Source organism: Bacillus sp. AM 13(2015) (assembly GCF_001518755.1).
GTDB classification, from domain to species: domain Bacteria; phylum Bacillota; class Bacilli; order Bacillales; family Bacillaceae; genus Bacillus; species Bacillus safensis.
In genome coordinates this window covers 1-21,778 of the sequence record NZ_LKCP01000022.1, presented here as the reverse complement: position 1 = coordinate 21,778, position 21,778 = coordinate 1, and the positions used below count along the sequence as shown (strand labels likewise).

Below are 21,778 nucleotides of genomic sequence, written 5' to 3'. Positions count from 1 at the left end.
GCTTGAAGATGAGTAAAAAAGTTGTTGTACTTGGAGAAAGTCGTGACGGTAAATTAAGAAATGTGACATTTGAAGCCATTGCTGCCGCTCACAAAGTGGCAGATGGTGGTGAGGTCATTGGCGTGTTAATAGGGGATGACGTCAAAGGCCTAGCCGATGAACTGCTTTACTATGGAGCAGATCATGTCATGATTGTGGAGCATCCGCACCTTTCATATTATACGTCAGATGGTTTTGCGCAGGCGCTTCAAGCCATATTAGATCAGGTCGATCCAGATGCTGTGCTTTTTGGCCATACGTCTATCGGAAAAGACTTGTCGCCGAAAATAGCCGCACGTCTCCAGACTGGCTTGATTTCAGATGCGATCGATGTAAGCGTTACCGGCGAACATCTTGTTTTCACCAGACCGATTTACTCTGGAAAAGCCTTCGAAAAAGTCATTTCCACAGACCGCCTGCTTCTAGCGACCATCCGGCCAAACAACGTGGCGCCATTTGAGCGGGATGCGTCACGAGGCGGAGAAGTCACACCGGTTTCTGTCGATATTCAGAACCTTCGGACGATCGTGAAGGAAGTCATTAAAAAAACGTCAGAAGGTGTAGATTTATCGGAAGCAAAGATCATTGTTGCTGGAGGACGCGGGGTTAAGAGCAAGGAAGGCTTTGAACCGCTGAATGAACTCGCTGAGACGCTCGGGGCAGCAGTCGGAGCCTCGCGCGGAGCTTGTGACGCTGACTATTGTGATTATGCCCTGCAAATTGGTCAAACGGGAAAAGTCGTCACACCTGACCTTTATATTGCATGCGGGATATCAGGAGCGATTCAGCATTTAGCGGGAATGTCTAACAGTAAAGTCATTGTGGCGATCAACAAAGACCCAGAAGCAGAAATCTTCAAAATCGCCGATTACGGAATCGTCGGTGACTTGTTTGAAGTGGTACCGCTTTTGAATGAAGAGTTAAAAAAGATGAATATCCACTCGTAACGCTCATACACTCAGAATGCCTAGGTATTCTGGGTTTTTTTGTATGTAATCAAGAAAAAAAGGAGCGGTTGACAAGTGAAGGGGACAGTAAAAGTCAATGACGTGATCGGACGCATTTCTAAACACATTTATGGGCACTTTCAGGAGCATTTAGGAAGAGGGATTTATGACGGGATTTGGGTAGGAAAAGACTCAGAGATTGACCATATTGACGGGATTCGTACTGATGTGCTGAAGGCGCTTCAAGCATTACATATTCCGGTGCTGAGGTGGCCGGGGGGCTGTTTCGCAGACGAGTATCACTGGGCAAATGGTGTAGGTGATCTCAGTGAACGAAAGCCAATGGTAAATACCCATTGGGGTGGGACGGTTGAATCCAATGCATTTGGTACACATGAATTTATGGCATTGTGTGAGCTGCTTGAATGTGAGCCATACATTTGCGGCAATGTGGGAAGCGGGTCTGTTCAAGAATTAGCCGATTGGGTCGAATACATGACATTTCCAAAAGGGACACCTATGTCCGACTGGCGCATTCAAAATGGAAAACAAGAACCTTGGCAGCTGACCTATGTTGGTGTAGGCAATGAAAGCTGGGGCTGCGGCGGGAATATGACGCCTGAATACTATGCAGATTTATATAAACGCTATCAAACGTACGTAAGAGAATTTGCCGGGCAGCGTATTTATAAAATCGCCTGCGGCGCGAACTCTAATGACGTGAATTGGACGAAAGTATTGATGGAGCGGGCTGCACCGTGGATGGATGGGCTCAGTTTACATTATTACACTGTACCTGGTACATGGGAGAAAAAAGGGTCAGCGACTGAATTCGACGAGGATGAATGGTTTATCACACTGAAAAAAGCCTATGAGATGGAACGGCTTGTCGAGGACCATGGAGAAATCATGGATCGTTATGACCCAGACAAGCGAATTGGGATGATTATTGATGAATGGGGGACATGGTATGACCCAGAGCCAGGGACAAATCCTGGGTTTTTATATCAGCAAAACACACTAAGAGATGCCCTTGTATCCGCCCTCCATTTTCATATTTTTCATCGCCATTGCGAGCGGATTCATATGGCAAATATTGCTCAGACGGTTAATGTGTTGCAAGCGATGGTATTAACAAAGGACGAAAAGATGCTTCTGACACCTACGTATCATGTGTTTCACATGTTTCAAGTGCATCAAGAGGAAGAAGCGCTTGAAGTGGAGTTCGTTTCACCGCCGTATGAACGAAAAGGTGAAAAAATTCCTCAGGTCAGTGTGTCAGCCTCGCGTTCATCAGGTAAGATGCATATTAGCTACTGTCACCTGAATCCGCATGAACAAAAAGAGGTATCCCTTGCCATTGAAGGGGTTGATGCACAAACGAAAGTCACTGGACGTGTGCTGACGGCTGATCGCATGAATGCGCATAATACATTTGATGATCCTCATTCTGTTCAGCCAAAAGACTTTCAGCAAATGACTGTAAATCCCGGGGAATTAACGGTAGAGCTGCCGCCAATGTCAGTGGTCATGATAACTGTCGACCTCACTTGATTGCATATTTCGATGTTTGGTGAGAAGAATGTTGGGGCATCATACATTGTAAATGAAGCGGAAAGGGTGTCATGTCATATGCTTAGAACCATTCTAATGATCATCGGTGCGATTGTTGTTATTGGTGCGATTATACGGTTTGTTTTTTAATTCATTTCCTAAAAAATGATTCGTAAGCATTTCATTCGCAAGTCACATTGGTAGATGCTATACTAAAAAGCATAATTTACATTGGAGGAATGAATAATGGCAATCGTAAAAGCTACTGACGCAACATTTTCACAAGAAACTGCAGAAGGTGTTGTTCTTGCAGACTTTTGGGCACCATGGTGTGGACCTTGTAAAATGATTGCTCCAGTTCTTGAAGAACTTGATCAAGAAATGGGCGACAAAATGAAAATTGTAAAAATTGATGTAGACGATAACCAAGAAACTGCTGGTAAATACGGCGTTATGAGTATCCCAACACTTCTTGTTTTAAAAGACGGTGAAGTTGTAGAAACTTCTGTTGGTTTCAAACCAAAAGAAGCACTTGCTGAACTTGTCAACAAACATCTATAAACCGATCTATGTCCAAGCGGCATGATCATTGAAGCGGTTCTCGTAAAGACGAGAGCCGCTTTTCTTTCAACATGGTATAAAACAAATGTTCGTGATACACTAGAAGGAGTGAAAGAGGAAAACAAGGACGGATGAAAATATGAACAAACTAATCAAAGAAAAACTGTCAGTCCTGCCGGATCAACCAGGCTGTTACTTAATGAAAGATAGACAAAATACGATCATTTACGTGGGAAAGGCAAAGGTGTTAAAAAACAGGGTGCGCTCTTATTTCACTGGATCACATGACGCCAAAACGCAGCGGCTTGTCAGTGAAATTGAAGACTTTGAATACATTGTCACCTCTTCTAATATCGAAGCGCTCATTTTAGAGCTGAATTTAATCAAAAAATATGACCCAAAATACAATGTCATGCTTAAGGATGACAAGACGTATCCATTTATAAAAATTACGAATGAACGCCACCCTAAGCTGATCGTCACCCGCAATGTAAAAAAGGACAAAGGGAAATATTTCGGTCCATACCCAAACGTACAAGCAGCACGAGAAACGAAAAAGCTGCTCGACCGCTTATATCCCCTGAGAAAATGCGCCACTCTTCCTGACCGTGTCTGCCTTTATTATCATCTTGGGCAATGTCTTGCACCATGTGTGTATGACATTTCCGAGGAAACGAATAAGCAGCTCGTGGACGAAATCACAAGGTTTCTAAACGGAGGACATCAGCAAATCAAAAAAGAACTGACCGAAAAGATGCAGGAAGCTGCTGAAAATTTAGAGTTTGAACGGGCAAAAGAACTGAGAGACCAAATCGCTTATATCGACTCAACGATGGAAAAACAGAAAATGACGATGAGTGATTTATCAGATCGAGATGTCTTCGCCTATGCCTATGATAAAGGCTGGATGTGTGTCCAAGTTTTCTTCATCAGACAGGGGAAATTGATTGAACGTGATGTCAGCCTGTTTCCTATGTATCAGGACCCTGAAGAGGAGTTCCTCACGTTTATGGGGCAATTTTATGAAAAGAACAACCATTTTCTGCCGAAGGAAATTTTGGTGCCGGACAGTGTCGATCAAGAGATGATTGAGCAATTACTTGAGACAAACGTTCACCAGCCGAAAAAAGGAAAGAAAAAGGATTTACTTTTACTTGCCCATCAAAATGCCAAAATCGCCTTAAAAGAAAAGTTTTCGCTCATTGAGCGTGATGAAGAGCGGACAATTGGTGCGGTGAAGCAGCTTGGGGATGCGCTTAATATTTATATGCCGTACAGAATTGAGGCGTTTGATAACTCCAATATTCAAGGAGCAGACCCGGTTTCTGCCATGGTTGTCTTTCAGGACGGGAAGCCATATAAAAAGGAATACCGAAAATACAAAATTAAAACCGTCTCAGGACCAGATGATTATGCATCCATGCGTGAAGTCATTAGAAGACGATATACCCGCGTGTTAAAGGATGAACTGCCGCTGCCAGATTTAATTTTAATTGACGGAGGAAAAGGACAGATCAACGCAGCCATCGATGTGCTTGAAAATGAATTGAATTTGTCTGTCCCAGTCGCAGGTCTTGTAAAAGATGAAAAACACCGGACTTCAAATCTCATGATGGGAGATACACTTGAAATTGTTGCGCTGGAGCGAAATAGCCAGGCCTTTTACTTATTGCAGCGCATTCAAGATGAAGTGCACCGGTTTGCCATTAGCTTTCACCGGCAGCTGCGCGGAAAAAATGCATTCCAGTCTATTTTAGACGATGTACCAGGTATCGGAGAGAAGCGTAAAAAGCAGCTCCTCAAACATTTTGGCTCTGTGAAAAAGATGAAAGAAGCCTCTATCCAAGACTTTCAGGAGGCGGGCATTCCAAAACAGACGGCTGAACTTTTAATGGAAGCATTAAAAAAATAGATTGTACTTTTTCCAAAAGTCTGTTAAGATGTGACTAATTTAATAAATGAACGTGTTGTTTGTTGAAGATAGAGGTGCGAACTTCAAGAGTAAGCCTTCGGAGATCGATGGGATCTAAGAAGAGGGCTGAAAGGGGAGCGTCGCCGAAGTGAATAAAATCCACTCATTTTATTCGCTGGCTGTACATTGAAGAAATGTAGGGCTGTCAAGAATTCATTTTCTTGGAGGGCTATCTCATTGTTTGCATCGTTTAATGATGATTTTAAAGCAATGGGAGATTTGTTCTCTCATTGCTTTTTTATTTGCAGTGAGCGGACAGTCTCCAAAGCAGCCTCTTCTCTCACACGTGAACTTTTGAAAAAGGGTGGTAGACATGGGATTAATTGTACAAAAATTTGGCGGAACTTCCGTTGGGTCAACAGAAAAAATTCGCAATGCCGCAAAGAGAGTGATCGCTGAACGCGAGGCAGGACATGATGTGGTTGTGGTTGTATCAGCGATGGGTAAATCAACAGATGTTCTAGTAGACCTAGCGAAAGAACTTACAGACGATCCAAGCAAAAGAGAAATGGATATGCTGCTCGCAACTGGTGAACAGGTGACCATTTCATTATTAGCGATGGCGCTCCAAGCAAGAGGCTATGATGCCATTTCCTTCACAGGCTGGCAGGCTGGTATGAAAACAGAGCATGTACACGGAAATGCAAGAATCGTGGACATTGATGAAGCAAGAATAAAAGAGGAATTAAGTGCGGGGAAAGTCGTAGTTGTGGCAGGCTTCCAAGGAATTGCAGATGACTTACATATCACAACACTTGGACGCGGAGGATCAGATACGACTGCTGTGGCACTGGCTGCCGCACTAAAAGCTGATAAATGTGATATTTACACAGATGTACCAGGAGTGTTTACGACAGATCCGCGTTATGTACCATCTGCGCGGAAACTTGCAGGTATTTCATACGATGAGATGCTTGAGCTGGCTAATTTAGGAGCTGGGGTCCTGCATCCAAGAGCTGTTGAATTTGCGAAAAATTATCAAGTCCCGCTAGAAGTCCGTTCTAGTATTGAAAATGAATCGGGTACGTTAATTGAGGAGGAATCATCCATGGAACAAAATTTAGTCGTCAGAGGCATTGCGTTTGAAGATCAGATTACACGTGTGACAGTGTGCGGGCTTTCAAGCGGTCTCACAACATTATCGACCATTTTTACGACGCTTGCGAAACAGAATATCAATGTTGATATCATCATTCAGTCTGTCACAAGCACCAACCAGACGTCGATCTCTTTCTCTGTGAAAACGGATGATTTGTCCAAAACAGTTGAAGTATTAGAAGAATATAAAGGGGCGCTTGGCTACGAGCAGATTGAGACAGAAAGCAAATTAGCGAAAGTATCCATCGTGGGATCTGGAATGGTCTCTAACCCAGGCGTAGCCGCTGAAATGTTCGCTGTGTTAGCGCAAAAAGATATTCAAGTGAAAATGGTCAGTACGTCTGAAATCAAAGTCTCAACAGTGGTCGGCCGTGATGATATGGTCAAAGCAGTTGAAGCGCTGCATGATGCGTTTGATTTATCAAAGGTGAGCGCAGCTGCTCATTCTTAAACAACAAAAGAGGTGTACCCGCTACAAAGGGTACACCTCTTTTTTATTGTGCTGTTGGAATGGCAACCCAGTGATCTTTTGATATTTCCACTAGCTCTGCATTCTGTAAATGATAAGGATCTTCGTCCATCTGTTCTGCTGAAACGAATCTTTCCTTCTTTGCTTCCACTTTAGGGTCAGGTATAGGGATGGCTGAAAGTAACGATTTTGTGTAGGGATGCTGCGGATTGTTGTAAAGCTCCTCACTTTCGGCTAATTCAACAATTTTACCAGCATACATCACAGCCACTCGGTCACTAATATGTTTCACCATCGACAAATCGTGTGCAATAAATAAATAAGTCAACCCAAGCTTTTTCTGAAGATCCTCTAATAATCGTACGATTTGCGCTTGGATAGAAACATCAAGTGCAGACAGAGGTTCATCACATACAATCAATTGTGGTTCGACGGCAAGCGCCCTGGCGATCCCAATTCTCTGACGCTGTCCTCCGGAGAATTCGTGAGGGTACCGATCGGCATGTGACGGCTTGAGGCCGACCATCTCAAGCAGTGCTTCCACCCTTTTTCTCCTTTCGGTGTTGTTTGTGCTTAACCTGTGGAGATCAAGCGCCTGTCCGATAATATCCAGCACTTTAAAGCGAGGATTTAGAGAAGAATAAGGGTCTTGAAAAATCATTTGCATATGCCGCCGCATCGTTTTCATTTCTTTTTTCGACAGACGGTGAACTGGAATTCCTTGAAATAAGATATCGCCGTCTGTTGGTTCGTTTAAGCGAAGTATCGCTCGGCCAGTGGTTGATTTCCCTGAACCTGATTCGCCAACAAGTCCTAGTGTCTCTCCGCGTTTAATCAAAAAATCAATCTGATCAACCGCTTTTAGCACATGCCCTCTACCGATTTGAAAGTGCTGAGATAATGATTTAACTTCCAGTAAAGGCGAAAGTTGTTGGATATGTATGGCATCAAAATTTTTCTTGTTTTTTTTCTTTTCATGTAAACGAGGCAAAGAATTGAGAAGCTGTTGTGTATATGCATGCTGAGGGTTCTCAAACAATTCTTCTGTTGTATTGGATTCGACAATTTTTCCTTCTTTCATCACAACCACTCGATCACACATTCCGGCAACAACGCCTAGGTCGTGTGTGATGAAAATAATCGATGTCCCAAACCGCTCTTGAATATCCTTCATCACATGTAAAATTTGGGCTTGTATCGTCACATCGAGTGCAGTTGTTGGTTCATCTGCGATAAGCAGGGCTGGCTGAGAGGCTAAAGCGATGGCAATGACGATCCGTTGACGCATACCGCCAGAGAATTCATGCGGATATTGCTGATAGCGCTCCTTACTATGCTGAATTCCTACAAGTTTCATCAGGTCAATGGCCTGTCGTTTCGCTTCTTCTTTTGAAAGCTTCTTGCGTTTGATTAAGCTTTCAGCGATTTGAGGGCCGATCCGTATCGTTGGATTGAGAGAAGTCATTGGGTCTTGAAAAATCATGCCAATATCACGCCCTCTTACAGCCTGCATTTCTTTTTCCGTTTTTGTTGTGAGTTCTTCCCCCTGAAAGGTGATGCTTCCTGATTTTAAAAAAGAAGGAGGTGATGGAAGAAGTTGTAAAATACTCCGGGCTGTTACGCTTTTCCCGCTTCCTGATTCCCCGACAATACCAAGTGTTTCTCCTTTGTTTACTTCAAAGCTAATGCCACGGACAGCTTCTAATTCGCCATCTCGTGTGTGAAAAGATATATGTAAATCCTTCACTGTTAGAAGAGGTGCTAAATCCTTCAATTTTTTCCACCACCTGTATGATATGGATATTGACTTTCAAATGAAGCTAGCATAAACTTTACTATACAGATCGGAATAATGCAATTAACTTTTTGGAACGAACATTCATGTGAAAGGGGGCACGATGGGTTGTCGAGAATGGTAGCTGTAAAACATGATGAGATTGGCGGCATATCTCATCCATCCTGGGTCAGTCGAATATTTCAAGACATTCAATCGCGCCGCACATATCAATTAGTGCTGTGGATTGTTGGTTTACCCGTGCATTTGTTTGTGTTTTTTTATTATTTACATAAGAGTAAACAAGATACATATATTCATGTATTAGAAGAAGTGAAGGCTCGTTTAGATGTTTCCGGCGTTAAAGAGAAAATGAGAGCGGATATTCAGCAGCAAGTGTTGAGGAAAAAAGAATTCTTCCATGAAAAAATAGACCCACATGAGATCGACAGCCTCACTCATCAGTGGACAGAAGAAGCCTTTCAAAAAACAGTGAAATTGAAGGTTGAGGAAGAGCTGAAAAAACATGGTCAGGCGAAAGTCACGTTTCACACGGTTTTTGCTTCACTATTATCTAACCGGCTTTTTCTTAAGATGACATTGATTCCAGGCTTACCAATGTACATTTTGCTTTTTTTATACCGGCATGCATTCTTGAAATATGTTGTTGAACGGCTTCTTATGAGTGTATTGGTGATTATCGGTGTAGTCATTCTTGTCTTTACCATTCTCTATTTCTCTCCATTTGATCCAGCAGTAAATATTCTTGGAGAATCCGCAACAAATGAGCAAATCGCAGCTTTTAATCACCTATATGGTCTAGATCAACCATATATCCAACAGCTTTGGAATGCTTTAAAAGGACTTTTCACATTTGATCTAGGAAAATCGTTTACCGGAAATGAAGAAGTGGCAACAAGCATAGCGAATAAATTTCCTATCACGCTCACATTAGCTGTTTGGTCACTCGTCATGGCGATTGTGATTGCCATTCCAATAGGGGTTATTTCTGCGACAAGACCATATTCATTTTTTGATTATTCGTTCATGTTTATCGCATTACTTGGGTTGTCTATTCCAAACTTTTGGCAAGGACTCATTTTCATTTTGAACTTTTCGATTAAATGGAAATGGCTTCCCGCCACGTATTCCCCAGAAAATTGGTTATCTTTACTCATGCCAGTCATTGTCCTTGGTACGGGGTTAACTGCCTCAATTGCTCGGATGACCAGGTCATCTATGCTCGAAGTTATTCATGAAGATTACATGATTACAGCAAAAGCAAAGGGGCTAAGTCAGCAGTATATTCTATGGCGACATGGAATTGGCAATGCCATGATTCCGATTATTACCGTTATTGGACTGCTTTTCGGCGGCATGCTTGGAGGAGCGGCTGTTACAGAAAAGGTATTCAACATTAGTGGAATTGGAAGCTATATTGTTGATAAGCAGTTTATCCCTGATATTCCGAGTATTTTGGGAGGGGTTGTATATGTGGCGATTACCATCTCCGTCGTGAATGTCATCATTGATATTTTATATGCATTTTTTGATCCTCGTATTAGATCAAAGATGAAACAATATTGAAGTAGGTGTAGGAATGTCAGCAACGATGAAGTCGATTCACTCTCATGAGCAGCATCATGTGAAAAAGCGGTCTATCGAGTATATTGGCGCAAAATTCACATCTGTTGCATCAATTGTCTTGACCATTCTTTTCTTTATAAACAGCGTTGATATTGCGAATAAAACCGTGAAGCCACTGATGTTCAGTGTATCTTTTATTTACCTTTTCTTTTCGCTTATTCAAGTCAGTATTACATGGAAAATGAAGAACGATCTAGAAAAGACAGGTGTAATTCAAACCTTCACGAGATGTCTAGGTTATGTGCAGCTGTTGAGTCTTTTGGCTGGTCATCTCATCATCACCGTTTTTGCCTTTAGTCTCATAAAAGAAAGAAAATCTCTGGCATATATATTTGCTTTTTACATGCTGATCAATCATATCGTGATGATGGCTTTGTCCGCTCTTAATTTATTCAAACCCTATGTAACGGATTCCTTTCCGCTTGCTATGCTGATTCTGCTTGTCATCGGCCTCTTTTATACGGCAGTATTTGTGTTTGTCATCAAGCAGGAGGATAGAAAGCTATCACCGGTAGCGGGAACATATTTTGCTATTACCCTTGTGCTTTCATCTGTGATGGGCAACGTATTTGCTCTTCTTCTGGCGATACAGCTTGCGGTGAAAACAGGACATATCAAAAAATATCGTTTTGAAAAATGGCGTTCCATCTGGGAGAAAATAACGAGAAACCAAGCAGCGATGCTAGGACTGTTGTTTATTGTTTTTGTTTTTTCTCTGTCAATGTGGAGTGTGTTTACCTTCGATTATGACTTGGCGGTCGAGAATCAATATGGTGCTATTTTGCAAACACCAAGTCTTGCTTATCCACTTGGAACTGATCAATTTGGCCGTGATGTATTTTCGCAAATTGTCTTTGGGGCAAGAATTTCCTTACTCGTTGGCTGCATTTCAACCCTTATTCCAGCTGTCATTGGAGGTTTTTTGGGGGCGATTGCAGGATACTACACGCCAAAAATAGATCATGTCATTATGCGGCTGCTGGATGTTCTTTATGCCATCCCTGGTATATTGCTGGCGATCGCTATCATTGCAGCATTTGGAGCCAATATTGTGAACTTGATCATTGCTCTTAGTGTAGGAGCGATTCCGACCTATGCCAGAACAATGCGTGCCAATGTCATGATGATTTCTAATCTAGAATATGTTCACTCAGCCCGTGCATTAGGTGCTAGTGATTGGTCTATTATTTTTAAAGAAATTGTCCCTAATGCACTGGCGCCGATGATTGTGAAAGCCACTTTAACAATTGGGTCGGCAGTGATTGCAACAAGTAGTTTGAGTTACTTGGGTCTTGGTGTTGAACCTCATATTCCGGAATGGGGAAATATATTAAAAGCGGGGAGTACCTACTTAGAATCTCATGCCTATCTAGCCATTTTTCCAGGGCTCGCCATTATCATGCTTGTCTTATCATTTAACTTTTTAGGTGACGCATTACGGGATGCGTTAGATCCAAAATTAGATGAAATGTAAAAACAAAAGGGGGAAATACTATGAAAAAAAGTGTATTATCATTGCTCATCATATTGCTTCTCGTATTAGCAGGCTGTGTCAATACGAAGTCAAGTGTAGGAAATGAGGAAGGTAGTCAAACGTCGAAAGAAACCATTGAGTTACTTGGAATGAGCAGCAGTGAAGATGACCTGAATATCGTTCGAGATCAATTGGTCAAGAGTGGCTTTAAAGTAAAACTCAATATTCAGCCTGATTATGGCAGCTATACAGCTCAAAAGGATGCCGGGAATTATGACATCGTTCTTTCGAGCTGGACGACTGTGACGGGGAACCCAGATTATGCGGTTCGTGGCCTGTTTAAAACTGGTGCTGATAACAGCATCATGTCAGATAAACAAATCGATCAATTGATTGACAAAGCAGCAACAGAAACGCCTGACGAATACATTCAAACGTATCAAGAATTAGAAAAGCGTCTCGTCTTTGATAAGGCCTATATTGCGCCGCTTTACAATTCATTGAAAGCTCAAGGTGTGAACAAAGGTGTGATCAATGAGAAGACCGTTCGTCTAGCTAAATCTCGGGCAGTTGCATGGGAATCAATTGATTTTAACGATTCATCCAAAAGAAATAAAGATCTGCTCATCACGCAGCAGGCGCTGGCTTCCCTTACATCGCTTGATCCGATCAAAGGCAATGATGGATCAATTAATACACTGAATACCAATATGTATGTAAGACTTGTGAATTTGACAGATGATGATAAAGTCACATCAAAAGGTTCACTTTCTTGGAATCATGCCGCAGCAAAAGATAAAACACATTATTACTTCTTATTAAGAGACGATATCCGTTTTGCAAAGGTGGAGAATAAAAAAGCGATGGATTCGGGTGAACGAGTAGGTGCAGATGATGTGGTTTTTTCGCTGAATAGAGCCAAGGATAAAAACGCAGTACCAGACCATCGTACATACTCATTGCATGAGCATATTCAAAGCGCAGAGGTTGTAACCGATCTATCTGAACTGAAAGCAACATCAGGTAATGGCGGTACGATCAAAGAAGATTTAGAAAAAGATGTGCAACAGAAGGTGAAAAAGCTCGTAAAAGATAAAGAAGATGCAGACAATCAAGCAGGTGCGTATCAAGTGGTAAAGATCACGACAACAGAGCCATTCCCGCAAGTATTAAACTATTTAGCCCACCAATCAGCTGGAATTGTTTCCAAGAAACAGGTAGAGCGTATAAACACATATGATGTTGATTCCTTTGATCCATCAAAGGATATACCTTATGGTGATCAAAATACAGTGACAGAAGGGAAGAAATACAACAACGAATTGTTTGCGAGCGGTCCATACATTTTATCTTATAAGAACGACTATGAAGCGGTTTTTTATAAAAACCCTGCATATATGAAAGGAACAGAGAACGAGCCAAACATTTCACAAGTCACTGTTCGATTTATCGAAAATCCAGATAGTGCACTATCTGCACTTCGAAATGGTGAGATTCATATTTTTAACGGAATACCTGAAACAAAATATGATGTGGTCGAGAAAGACAGCAAGCTAGCTTTGCAAAAGAATCAGAGTAATGCTGTTGCCTATCTGTTATTTAACACGTCTAAACGTGAAGTGGCAAAAAGTGAAGACTTACGAAAAGCCATCCTTTACTCAATCAATCAAGAGGAATTCGTCAACTTCTACCAAGGTCATAAAAACAAGGCTTCATCTACAGTCAGTCCGCTTGTCGAAACAAAAAACGAGTTAAAGCCAGATGCAGAAAAGGTGAAGGGATACTTAAAGACATATCAAAAAAGTAAAAAATGAACAAGGAGCATCTACTCCGAATTGGGGTAGATGTTTTTCTGATGAAAGGAAATCCAGCTTCTGTGTGTATGCTATGATAGAAGGGCATATAAAAAAGGCGTGACACGAAGTCCACGCCTTTCATAAGCATTGTTAGCTAGGGTCTCTTAAATCCCATTTTACGGTTAAAATGACTTTCTCAGCACGCTTTTTCACTTGTTCATAGGATTCAGCTACGTGCTCATTAAGAAGCTGAATTTGTTCAGCAATAAAACCCGCTTCCATCTGAAAGCATGGCTCCTTTTGATAGGTGAGTCGATTGGATACTAGTGGACCTTCGAGCTCAAACTCAATTTCCTGTTTTTTCGAATGGACCATTGTGAGAGTCCCCCATCCGGCATCATGGAAAAATTCGGGGATCTTTTCCCATGACTCTTGAGGAAATTTACGAGCAAGCAGTTTACCCGCAAAATACATCATAGATGAATGGTCCTGACCAAGAATATCTGGCAGCAGAACTTCGCGTATCAGCTCGTAGGCAAATCCATTGACTTCAATTTCTTTTAGCTGTTCTAAGTTAGATTCGAATTTATTCATTGTACGGCTCCCCTCTTTCAACAATTTATTATAGCTTATGTGGGCATATGATGACAGAGTTTTCCCTGAAGTCTAAGAAATTCTTATTGTAGTAAAACGAATTTTGATTTAAAACTTTTAAATTTCGGAAAATTTTAATTTATGTACGCGGTTTCTTGACGCTTTTTTGACATAGGAGTAAAATGAAATTGTCAATAAATTTGAATAAAGTGCTTACAATTGAAAGAAGCGGGGGTAAGACAATTTTCAAGCAATTGCACTTTTTTTACTAGGGGGTAAAGTAATGTCGGGGAACAAAGAATTTTTTTATCGGAGATTGCATTCTTTGCTTGGCGTCATTCCGGTCGGTCTATTTTTAGTACAGCACTTAGTGATTAACCACTTTGCGACGGATGGACCAGAGGCGTTTAACAAAGCTGCACACTTTATGGAACAGCTGCCATTCAGGTACGCACTTGAGCTGTTCGTGATTTTCTTACCACTGATCTATCATGCTGTTTATGGGGTGTACATAGCCTTTACGGCACAAAACAACACGTCTCGCTTCAGTTACTTAAGAAACTGGTTGTTCAGACTGCAAAGGGTTTCAGGTATCATCACATTGATTTTTATCACTTGGCACGTATGGGAAACACGCATTCAAGCTCAGCTTGGAGCTGAAGTCAACTACGACATGATGGCGAATATTTTAAGCTCTCCATTTATGCTAGGTTTCTATATTGTCGGCGTTTTATCTACTATTTTCCACTTTGCTAATGGCTTGTGGTCATTTGCTGTCAGCTGGGGAATTACGGTTTCACCACGCTCACAAAGAATCTCCACATTTGTGACATTAGGTATATTTATAGCGCTTTCATATGTAGGGCTAAGAGCAATTTTCGCTTTTGTTTAAGAGGAAATAGATTAGTAGAAGAGGGAGAGGGGCTACAATGAGTAATTCTAGCATCATCGTTGTCGGAGGCGGCTTAGCTGGTCTCATGGCAACTATTAAAGCAGCAGAAGCGGGAACAGCTGTTCAACTATTTTCAATCGTACCTGTGAAACGTTCGCATTCTGTATGTGCACAGGGCGGAATCAACGGAGCGGTCAATACAAAAGGTGAAGGGGATTCACCTTATGAGCATTTTGATGACACGGTATACGGCGGAGATTTCTTAGCCAACCAGCCGCCAGTAAAGGCAATGTGTGAAGCAGCGCCGTCCATTATCCACTTACTTGATCGTATGGGTGTTATGTTTAATAGAACACCAGAGGGATTATTGGACTTCCGCCGCTTCGGGGGAACACAGCACCACCGTACAGCGTTTGCTGGAGCTACAACAGGCCAACAGCTATTATACGCACTGGATGAGCAGGTTCGCCGCTACGAAGTAGCAGGACTTGTCACGAAATATGAAGGCTGGGAATTCCTTGGTGCTGTTTTAGATGACGAGGAAGTATGCCGAGGGATTGTCGCGCAGAACTTGACGACAATGGAAATTGAATCCTTCCGTTCAGATGCGGTCATCATGGCAACAGGCGGCCCTGGAATCGTGTTCGGTAAATCAACGAACTCCATGATTAACACTGGGTCTGCTGCATCTATCGTTTATCAGCAAGGTGCGCATTATGCAAATGGAGAATTCATTCAAATTCACCCAACAGCGATTCCAGGAGATGACAAGCTTCGTCTTATGAGTGAATCAGCTCGTGGTGAGGGCGGACGAGTTTGGACATATAAAGACGGGAAGCCTTGGTACTTCCTTGAAGAAAAATACCCAGCATACGGGAACCTTGTACCGCGTGACATCGCAACGCGTGAAATCTTTGACGTATGTGTCGAGCAAAAGCTTGGCATCAACGGAGAGAACATGGTATATCTCGATCTTTCTCATAAAGATCCTAAAGAGCTTGATATTAAGCTTGGCGGAATCATTGAAATCTATGAAAAATTCATGGGTGATGACCCGCGTAAGCTTCCGATGAAAATCTTCCCTGCTGTTCATTACTCAATGGGCGGATTATGGGTCGATTATGATCAAATGACGAATATCAAAGGTCTGTTCGCTGCCGGAGAATGTGATTACTCGATGCACGGCGGAAACAGACTTGGTGCAAACTCACTTCTTTCTGCGATTTACGGCGGAATGGTCGCTGGACCAAATGCAGTGAAGTACATTAGCGGTCTTGAGAAGTCTGCGGAAGACCTTTCTTCTGCAACATTTGACAGTGCCGTGAAGAAAGAGCAGGAGAAATGGGACAACATCCTCAGCATGGATGGTACAGAAAATGCGTACGTGCTTCATAAAGAGCTTGGAGAATGGATGACGGATAACGTTACAGTGGTTCGTTACAATGACAAACTCTTAAAAACAGATCAGAAGATCGAAGAACTAATGGAGCGCTACAAGAAGATCAACATCAACGATACCGCATCATGGAGCAACCAAGGCGCTGCCTTCACGCGTCAGCTTGACAACATGCTTCAGCTGGCAAGAGTCATTACGATCGGGGCATATAACCGGAATGAAAGCCGAGGCGCACACTATAAACCGGAATTCCCAGAAAGAAACGATGAAGAATTCCTTAAAACAACGATGGCTACGTTCAAAGGGAAAAATCAAAAGCCTGCATTCCACTATGAGGACGTCGATGTATCGTTAATTGCACCTCGTAAACGAGATTACTCGAAGAAAAAGGTGGAGAAATAAGATGAGTGAAAAAAACACAATTCAATTCATTATCACGCGTCAAGATACAGCAGATGGAAAGCCTTATGATGAAGAATTCGAAATCCCTTACCGCCCAAATATGAACGTCATTTCTGCACTCATGGAAATTAGACGTAACCCGGTCAATAAACAAGGTGAAAAAACAACGGCGATCAACTGGGATATGAACTGTCTTGAAGAGGTGTGCGGAGCTTGCTCTATGGTCATTAATGGAAAACCACGCCAGTCATGTACAGCACTAATTGATCAGTTGGATCAGCCGATCCGTCTTCAGCCGATGAAGACATTCCCGGTCGTGAGAGACTTGCAGGTTGATAGAAGCCGTATGTTCAACTCCTTGAAAAAAGTAAAAGCATGGGTGCCAATTGACGGCACATATGATCTTGGACCTGGACCAAGAATGCCTGAGAAAAAACGTCAATGGGCATATGAGCTTTCTAAATGTATGACATGTGGTGTCTGCCTTGAAGCTTGTCCAAACGTGAATGATAAGTCTTCCTTTATGGGCCCTGCACCGCTTTCACAAGTACGTCTATTTAACGCACATCCGACAGGTGCGATGAATAAGTCTGACCGTCTAGAAGAAATTATGGGTGACGGCGGTCTTGCGAACTGTGGGAACTCTCAAAACTGTGTGCAGGCTTGTCCGAAAGGAATCCCGCTGACAACATCAATTGCAGCACTTAACCGAGATACAACATTACAAGCTTTCCGTAACTTCTTCGGAAGCGATCACGCAGAATAACATCACATTCAGTCCTCTTTGCCAATCATGATGAGTGTTTACAAGAGGCTGGGTGGAACACAAAATAAACGCCTCTTCCAATATTGGGAGAGGCGTTTATTGATGAATAAGGAGATGATGAAGTGAGACTTCCGTCATATATTAAGGAACCGTTTGAAGAGTGGAGGGCATCTTTTCGATTTTATGTTGAAACGACTGTCCGTTTTTCAGAAACGGATATGTTCGGCCATATGAACAATGTCACCCCGTTTGTGTATTTTGAAGAAGCACGGATTGCCTTTTTTCAAAAAACAGGAATTGTGGATAAACGAATGAAACGTGTGAAAGAGACGATTACAGTCGTGGCAAACCTGCAATGTGATTACATCAAACAGGTGGAGATAGGGGAACGGCTTCGTGTGTATGTAAAACCGGAAAAAGTCGGGTCAAGCTCACTTATCCTTCATTACTTAGGAGAAAACGAGCAGCAGGAACCATGCTTTACAGGCTCAGTCACCATGGTCCAAATTAATAAAGAAACAGGCGCTCCTGTTCCATTTACAGAGGAAGAAAAAGAGACATTTCAAGCTCAGCGAAATGGGTAGTATGCAGTCTCGTCAACGTGTAAGCTTCATTTTGTTATAATAAAAAGACCATATCAAGAAGAAACAAAAGGAGAACACATGAAGATTTTTCAATATGACACCATTGATAGTACTAATAATGAAGCGAAAAGGCTCATTCAGCAAGGAGAAAAACCTTCATTTGCTGTCTATGCACATCAGCAGACAGCAGGAAGAGGCAGGCTAGGCAGGCCGTGGGAAACGCCTGCAGGAAATGTCGCTGTGACCATGACAGTTTTGCCGCCAGAAGAACTCTCCACCCAGTCAACGATTGCTCCGCTGACCGCACTAGCGATCTACGATGTACTTAAATCTCTCATAAGGGCTGAGGATCAGCTGGCGATTAAATGGCCAAACGATATTCTCATCAATGAAGCAAAGGTATCAGGCACATTGATTGAAGCGGACCGTACCGCTATTTATATCGGGGTTGGCATTAATGTGAAGACAAAGCCAGAGCATGTTCCGTACAAAACCATTTGCCTATCAGAGCTTACAGAGGTGAATGCCGATCAGCTTGTGAAGGAACTTGCAGCCGCTTTTGAAAAATATCATACACGCTGGAAGAATGAAGGGTTTGAATCACTCACTGCCCTCTACAACAAACGGTTATATCGTCTTCATAAACCGCTGCGGATTTCGTTAGACCGTGAAAAACAAACATGGGAAGAGGGTATTTGCTGCGGGGTCAACCACAACGGTCATCTCCAGCTAAAAGATGAGAAAGGGCAAATAAAAGCTCATTCGGCCGGAGATATAGATGCACCGCTACAGCATTAAAAAAAGCAGACGAGAACATCGTCTGCTTTAAGCTTCTCTTTTAATCTGAGGCTGAATCACATAGTCTTGTTTTGTGAAGACAACTCCGTCTAGAATTTCTCTTGCGGTTCGAATAACTTTGACTCTGTTTTCAGAGATGTCAATTTCAGTTTGCATAATACCAGCAGGATGCCCAATTCGAAGGGTGTCATCTTTTCCTTGAAACAGCTGAGAAGGAAGCGTTTCATCTAAGAAACAGCTGGCTGTCACGCAGACAGACCCGGTAATGGCAAGTGCTTGGTGCGGTCGTTGCATCGATAGCATACGAACGATGATGTCCATATCTTCTGCTCGTCTCAAGATGCCATTTGTATCTACATAATCAGTAGGCTCGCTAATGAGCGCAAGCTTTGGAACAGCTGGAGACTGTAATGTGGCCATTTCTTTTGGTGCAAAATGACACATTTCAGCAGCAAGGGAACGAATTTCTTCTAAATCGTCCAGTAATTCGTCTGTAAACTCTTCAGGCAATTCAGTTCCTTTTAATTGAATATCTTTCGCGCGAATAAAGGCAATTGGGTTTGCAATGTCAACGATCGAGATTGGAATCTCGCCAAACTTTGTTTGAATCGTATCAATTTTGTTTCCAGTTGGAAAGGTTTTACCTGTGACAGCGCCTTCAGGTTTCTCAAAGGATAAATAAATGGGAGAACCAGTTCCTTTTACGCCTGGAATTTCTGCCTGTCCTTCAAATTTTACTTCTCCATTTTCGACCTCGACCTCTGCCGTAATGACTTTATTTGTATTGGTATTGAGGATACGTACAGTCGTAATGGGCTCAACCGCTTGAACAAGTCCTTTAATGATCGCATACGGCCCAACGGCTGATGAGATGTTCCCGCAGTTTCCTTTAAAGTCGACATATCTCTCATTAATGCTGACTTGTGCAAATGTATAGTTCACATCCACATCCGGGCGTGTGGCTTTATCGATGATCGCCACTTTGCTTGTTAAAGAATTACCGCCGCCGATTCCATCGACCTGCAGCCGATCAGGGCTGCCCATTATGTCTAATAGAAATGCTTCGAGCTCATCGTGTTCATATGGTGCATTGTTCGCGTGAATGAATACCCCTTTGCTTGTACCGCCTCGCATGATTGTGATTGGAACTTTTCTCATTACTCTCACCCTCAATTTTTAATAAACTGTTTATCTAACCAAAATGGTAAAGTATAATAAGAAATAAGTTAAATACATTATTTTAAGAGAAATCAATAAAATTATTTTATAATTAGTAAAAAAGGAGGACAAACAATGGATGAAAAAGATTGGCGGTTTTTAAAGGTACTTTATGAAGAAAAGAACATCACAAAAGCGGCAGAAAAATTATTTGTCTCTCAGCCTGCCCTAAGCTATCGTTTGAAACAGCTTGAAGAGGAGTTTGATATGAAGCTTTTCTTTAAAAGAAAACGAGGAATTGAATTTACATCAGAGGGCGAATACTTGGCTAAATATGCAAATGACATGCTCAAACAGCTGCAGCAAACAAAAGATGGCATGCTCAATATGCAAAAAAAGGTCAAAGGGACGATCCGGTTAGGGGTCTCAAGTAACTTTGCCCAGTATAAACTGCCAGAAATATTAAAAGAATTTTCTAAGCAGTATCCACATGTTCAATTTATGGTCAACACAGGCTGGAGCACAAAGGTAATGGATTTATTAGGAACATCAAGTGTGCATTTAGGGATTTTAAGAGGCGATTATGACTGGAATGGAGAGCGTTTTTTGCTCGATAAAGAGCGTCTTTGCATCATTTCAAAATCAGAAATCCAGCTAAGGGATCTCCCGAATCTGCCGCTCATTGACTATCATACAGACAGTTCATTGAAACGGCTGATTAATAGATGGTGGCAGGAAACATTCACAATGCCTCCGCTTGTCACAATGGAGACAGACCGTCAGGATACATCAAAAGAGATGGTGAAGCATGGTTTAGGCTATGCCATTGTCCCAGAAATTTGCCTCAGACCAAGTGATGAGTTATTTGTAAAAGGTCTTTCGTATAAAGATGGACAGCCTGTTTTAAGAGATACATGGCTCATGTACCAGCCAGACTCACTTCATTTGTCTGTTGTGAAAGCGTTCATTGAGTTTTTAAGAAATCAGCAAGGTTGATTATAAAAGGAATTTATTGAATATACGAAAAAATCGATATTTTCATTATAAAAAAAGCTATTATATCCTTGAAATAGAAAGCGCTAACATATAGATCGCAAGTGCAAGGGGGCGCTTGCAGATCATGTAAAGAAGAGGATGGAGGGATATAAAGTGCTAGCTATTTTAGGGATCTTGATGGTCTTGACATTTACATTTCTCATTATGACTAAACGTATGCATCCGGTGGTGGCTCTAACCGTTGTACCTATCATATTTGCATTGATCGGTGGCTTTAACAAAGGATTAGGGGACATGATGCTTGATGGACTGAAAACTGTTGCACCATCAGCTGCTTTATTGTTATTTGCGATTTTATTCTTCGGTGTCATGCTGGATGCTGGATTGTTTGATCCTCTGATTAAACTCATTCTACGTATTGTAAAAGGTGATCCTGTCAAAATTGCTTTTGGGGTAGCGATTTTGTCTATGCTTGTTGCTTTAGATGGTGATGGAACAACAACGTATATGATTACCGTATCAGCTATGCTGCCACTTTTCTTAAGAATTGGGATGAACCCATTAATTTTAGGAACAATTTCATTATTATCATTAGGAATTATGAGCGGAATGACGCCATGGGGCGGCCCAGCTACTCGTGCCATCGCGGCGCTTGGATTAGATGCAGGCGAATTTTTCATTCCATTACTCCCAACGATGGTTGGAGGCGGTCTTTTTATACTTTTTACTGCTTACGTACTTGGAAAAAAAGAAAGAAAACGAATTGGGGTTGCAGAAATTCAGTACAAAGAAGAGCCGTCCATTTCTCCAGAATTGGCTGCGTCAATTGAGGATGGAGTAGCCGATATCAAAAGGCCGAAT

General features: G+C 42.0%; 18 protein-coding genes and 1 riboswitch. Of the genes, 15 read left to right on the top strand and 3 right to left on the bottom strand.

Features of this window, described 5'->3' with window-relative positions; all coding sequences use genetic code 11:
- Positions 1-8: 8 nt before the first annotated feature.
- The 5 genes from AOQ70_RS02420 (at position 9) to AOQ70_RS02400 (ending at position 6,622) form a co-directional block, all read left to right on the top strand.
- Positions 9-986 (top strand): electron transfer flavoprotein subunit alpha/FixB family protein, encoded by a 978-nt coding sequence (locus AOQ70_RS02420; protein ID WP_059374748.1) that lies wholly within the window; start codon positions 9-11, stop codon positions 984-986.
- A gap of 75 nt (positions 987-1,061) precedes the next feature.
- Positions 1,062-2,540 (top strand): alpha-N-arabinofuranosidase, encoded by a 1,479-nt coding sequence (locus AOQ70_RS02415; RefSeq protein ID WP_059374746.1) that lies wholly within the window; start codon positions 1,062-1,064, stop codon positions 2,538-2,540.
- 246 nt (positions 2,541-2,786) lie between these two features.
- Positions 2,787-3,101, top strand: coding sequence for a thioredoxin (trxA, locus tag AOQ70_RS02410; protein ID WP_007501629.1), 315 nt, complete (start codon positions 2,787-2,789; stop codon positions 3,099-3,101).
- A 139-nt stretch (positions 3,102-3,240) separates the two neighbouring features.
- Positions 3,241-5,013, top strand: coding sequence for an excinuclease ABC subunit UvrC (uvrC, locus tag AOQ70_RS02405; RefSeq protein WP_024423216.1), 1,773 nt, complete (start codon positions 3,241-3,243; stop codon positions 5,011-5,013).
- Between the two features lie 61 nt (positions 5,014-5,074).
- Positions 5,075-5,253: riboswitch (Lysine riboswitch) on the top strand.
- A gap of 133 nt (positions 5,254-5,386) precedes the next feature.
- The gene (locus AOQ70_RS02400; RefSeq protein ID WP_059374744.1) at positions 5,387-6,622 is read left to right on the top strand and encodes an aspartate kinase; all 1,236 of its coding nucleotides are present in this window, start codon (positions 5,387-5,389) and stop codon (positions 6,620-6,622) included.
- A gap of 43 nt (positions 6,623-6,665) precedes the next feature.
- Here AOQ70_RS02400 and AOQ70_RS02395 read toward each other — a convergent pair whose 3' ends face one another.
- Positions 6,666-8,414 (bottom strand): ABC transporter ATP-binding protein, encoded by a 1,749-nt coding sequence (locus AOQ70_RS02395; protein WP_059374742.1) that lies wholly within the window; start codon positions 8,412-8,414, stop codon positions 6,666-6,668.
- Positions 8,415-8,543: 129 nt separating this feature from the next.
- On the opposite strand from AOQ70_RS02395, the gene AOQ70_RS02390 reads away from it, so the two are divergent.
- From AOQ70_RS02390 to AOQ70_RS02380, 3 genes are read left to right on the top strand one after another with little or no spacing between them, the layout of a single operon-like run.
- Positions 8,544-10,001: an ABC transporter permease gene (locus tag AOQ70_RS02390; RefSeq protein WP_180272422.1), complete on the top strand. Its 1,458-nt coding sequence runs from the start codon at positions 8,544-8,546 to the stop codon at positions 9,999-10,001.
- A gap of 13 nt (positions 10,002-10,014) precedes the next feature.
- Positions 10,015-11,535 (top strand): ABC transporter permease, encoded by a 1,521-nt coding sequence (locus tag AOQ70_RS02385; protein WP_231730814.1) that lies wholly within the window; start codon positions 10,015-10,017, stop codon positions 11,533-11,535.
- A 20-nt stretch (positions 11,536-11,555) separates the two neighbouring features.
- Positions 11,556-13,349 (top strand): ABC transporter substrate-binding protein, encoded by a 1,794-nt coding sequence (locus tag AOQ70_RS02380; RefSeq protein WP_059374738.1) that lies wholly within the window; start codon positions 11,556-11,558, stop codon positions 13,347-13,349.
- Positions 13,350-13,481: 132 nt separating this feature from the next.
- On the opposite strand, the gene AOQ70_RS02375 is transcribed toward AOQ70_RS02380, so the two are convergent.
- Positions 13,482-13,925, bottom strand: coding sequence for a YslB family protein (locus tag AOQ70_RS02375; protein ID WP_024423214.1), 444 nt, complete (start codon positions 13,923-13,925; stop codon positions 13,482-13,484).
- 283 nt (positions 13,926-14,208) lie between these two features.
- Here AOQ70_RS02375 and AOQ70_RS02370 point away from each other — a divergent pair, with 283 nt between their 5' ends.
- The 5 genes from AOQ70_RS02370 (at position 14,209) to AOQ70_RS02350 (ending at position 18,763) form a co-directional block, all read left to right on the top strand.
- Positions 14,209-14,817: a succinate dehydrogenase cytochrome b558 subunit gene (locus tag AOQ70_RS02370; RefSeq protein ID WP_039180486.1), complete on the top strand. Its 609-nt coding sequence runs from the start codon at positions 14,209-14,211 to the stop codon at positions 14,815-14,817.
- A gap of 37 nt (positions 14,818-14,854) precedes the next feature.
- The gene (gene sdhA / locus AOQ70_RS02365) at positions 14,855-16,615 is read left to right on the top strand and encodes a succinate dehydrogenase flavoprotein subunit (RefSeq protein WP_048239041.1); all 1,761 of its coding nucleotides are present in this window, start codon (positions 14,855-14,857) and stop codon (positions 16,613-16,615) included.
- Position 16,616: 1 nt separating this feature from the next.
- Positions 16,617-17,381 carry a succinate dehydrogenase iron-sulfur subunit gene (gene sdhB / locus AOQ70_RS02360; protein WP_046311996.1) on the top strand — a complete coding sequence of 255 codons (765 nt, stop codon included), beginning with the start codon at positions 16,617-16,619 and terminating at the stop codon, positions 17,379-17,381.
- A 122-nt stretch (positions 17,382-17,503) separates the two neighbouring features.
- Positions 17,504-17,965 carry an acyl-CoA thioesterase gene (locus AOQ70_RS02355; protein WP_059374736.1) on the top strand — a complete coding sequence of 154 codons (462 nt, stop codon included), beginning with the start codon at positions 17,504-17,506 and terminating at the stop codon, positions 17,963-17,965.
- 78 nt (positions 17,966-18,043) lie between these two features.
- A complete protein-coding gene (locus AOQ70_RS02350; protein ID WP_059374735.1) occupies positions 18,044-18,763 on the top strand; it encodes a biotin--[acetyl-CoA-carboxylase] ligase in 720 nt (239 codons plus the stop codon).
- Positions 18,764-18,790: 27 nt separating this feature from the next.
- Here the strand turns inward: AOQ70_RS02350 and AOQ70_RS02345 are convergent, their stop codons facing one another.
- On the bottom strand, positions 18,791-19,921 hold the full coding sequence (locus AOQ70_RS02345) for a 2-methylaconitate cis-trans isomerase PrpF family protein (protein ID WP_039180474.1): 1,131 nt from the start codon (positions 19,919-19,921) through the stop codon (positions 18,791-18,793).
- A gap of 135 nt (positions 19,922-20,056) precedes the next feature.
- On the opposite strand from AOQ70_RS02345, the gene AOQ70_RS02340 reads away from it, so the two are divergent.
- Entirely contained in the window at positions 20,057-20,917 is an 861-nt protein-coding gene (locus tag AOQ70_RS02340; protein WP_047202631.1) for a LysR family transcriptional regulator, read from the top strand.
- Positions 20,918-21,070: 153 nt separating this feature from the next.
- Positions 21,071-21,778: citrate:proton symporter (locus AOQ70_RS02335; protein ID WP_231730813.1), on the top strand; the 708-nt coding region annotated here is incomplete at its 3' end.

What these genes read in the sequence shown, in the direction of transcription:
- AOQ70_RS02350 (WP_059374735.1), top strand. Translation starts at nt 18,044, where the DNA reads ATGAAGATTTTTCAATATGACACCATTGATAGTACTAATAATGAAGCG.
- AOQ70_RS02340 (WP_047202631.1), top strand. Translation starts at nt 20,057, where the DNA reads ATGGATGAAAAAGATTGGCGGTTTTTAAAGGTACTTTATGAAGAAAAG.
- AOQ70_RS02420 (WP_059374748.1), top strand. Translation starts at nt 9, where the DNA reads ATGAGTAAAAAAGTTGTTGTACTTGGAGAAAGTCGTGACGGTAAATTA.
- AOQ70_RS02375 (WP_024423214.1), bottom strand. Translation starts at nt 13,925, where the DNA reads ATGAATAAATTCGAATCTAACTTAGAACAGCTAAAAGAAATTGAAGTC.
- AOQ70_RS02385 (WP_231730814.1), top strand. Translation starts at nt 10,015, where the DNA reads ATGTCAGCAACGATGAAGTCGATTCACTCTCATGAGCAGCATCATGTG.
- AOQ70_RS02380 (WP_059374738.1), top strand. Translation starts at nt 11,556, where the DNA reads ATGAAAAAAAGTGTATTATCATTGCTCATCATATTGCTTCTCGTATTA.
- AOQ70_RS02345 (WP_039180474.1), bottom strand. Translation starts at nt 19,921, where the DNA reads ATGAGAAAAGTTCCAATCACAATCATGCGAGGCGGTACAAGCAAAGGG.
- uvrC (WP_024423216.1), top strand. Translation starts at nt 3,241, where the DNA reads ATGAACAAACTAATCAAAGAAAAACTGTCAGTCCTGCCGGATCAACCA.
- sdhB (WP_046311996.1), top strand. Translation starts at nt 16,617, where the DNA reads ATGAGTGAAAAAAACACAATTCAATTCATTATCACGCGTCAAGATACA.
- AOQ70_RS02370 (WP_039180486.1), top strand. Translation starts at nt 14,209, where the DNA reads ATGTCGGGGAACAAAGAATTTTTTTATCGGAGATTGCATTCTTTGCTT.
- AOQ70_RS02400 (WP_059374744.1), top strand. Translation starts at nt 5,387, where the DNA reads ATGGGATTAATTGTACAAAAATTTGGCGGAACTTCCGTTGGGTCAACA.
- trxA (WP_007501629.1), top strand. Translation starts at nt 2,787, where the DNA reads ATGGCAATCGTAAAAGCTACTGACGCAACATTTTCACAAGAAACTGCA.
- sdhA (WP_048239041.1), top strand. Translation starts at nt 14,855, where the DNA reads ATGAGTAATTCTAGCATCATCGTTGTCGGAGGCGGCTTAGCTGGTCTC.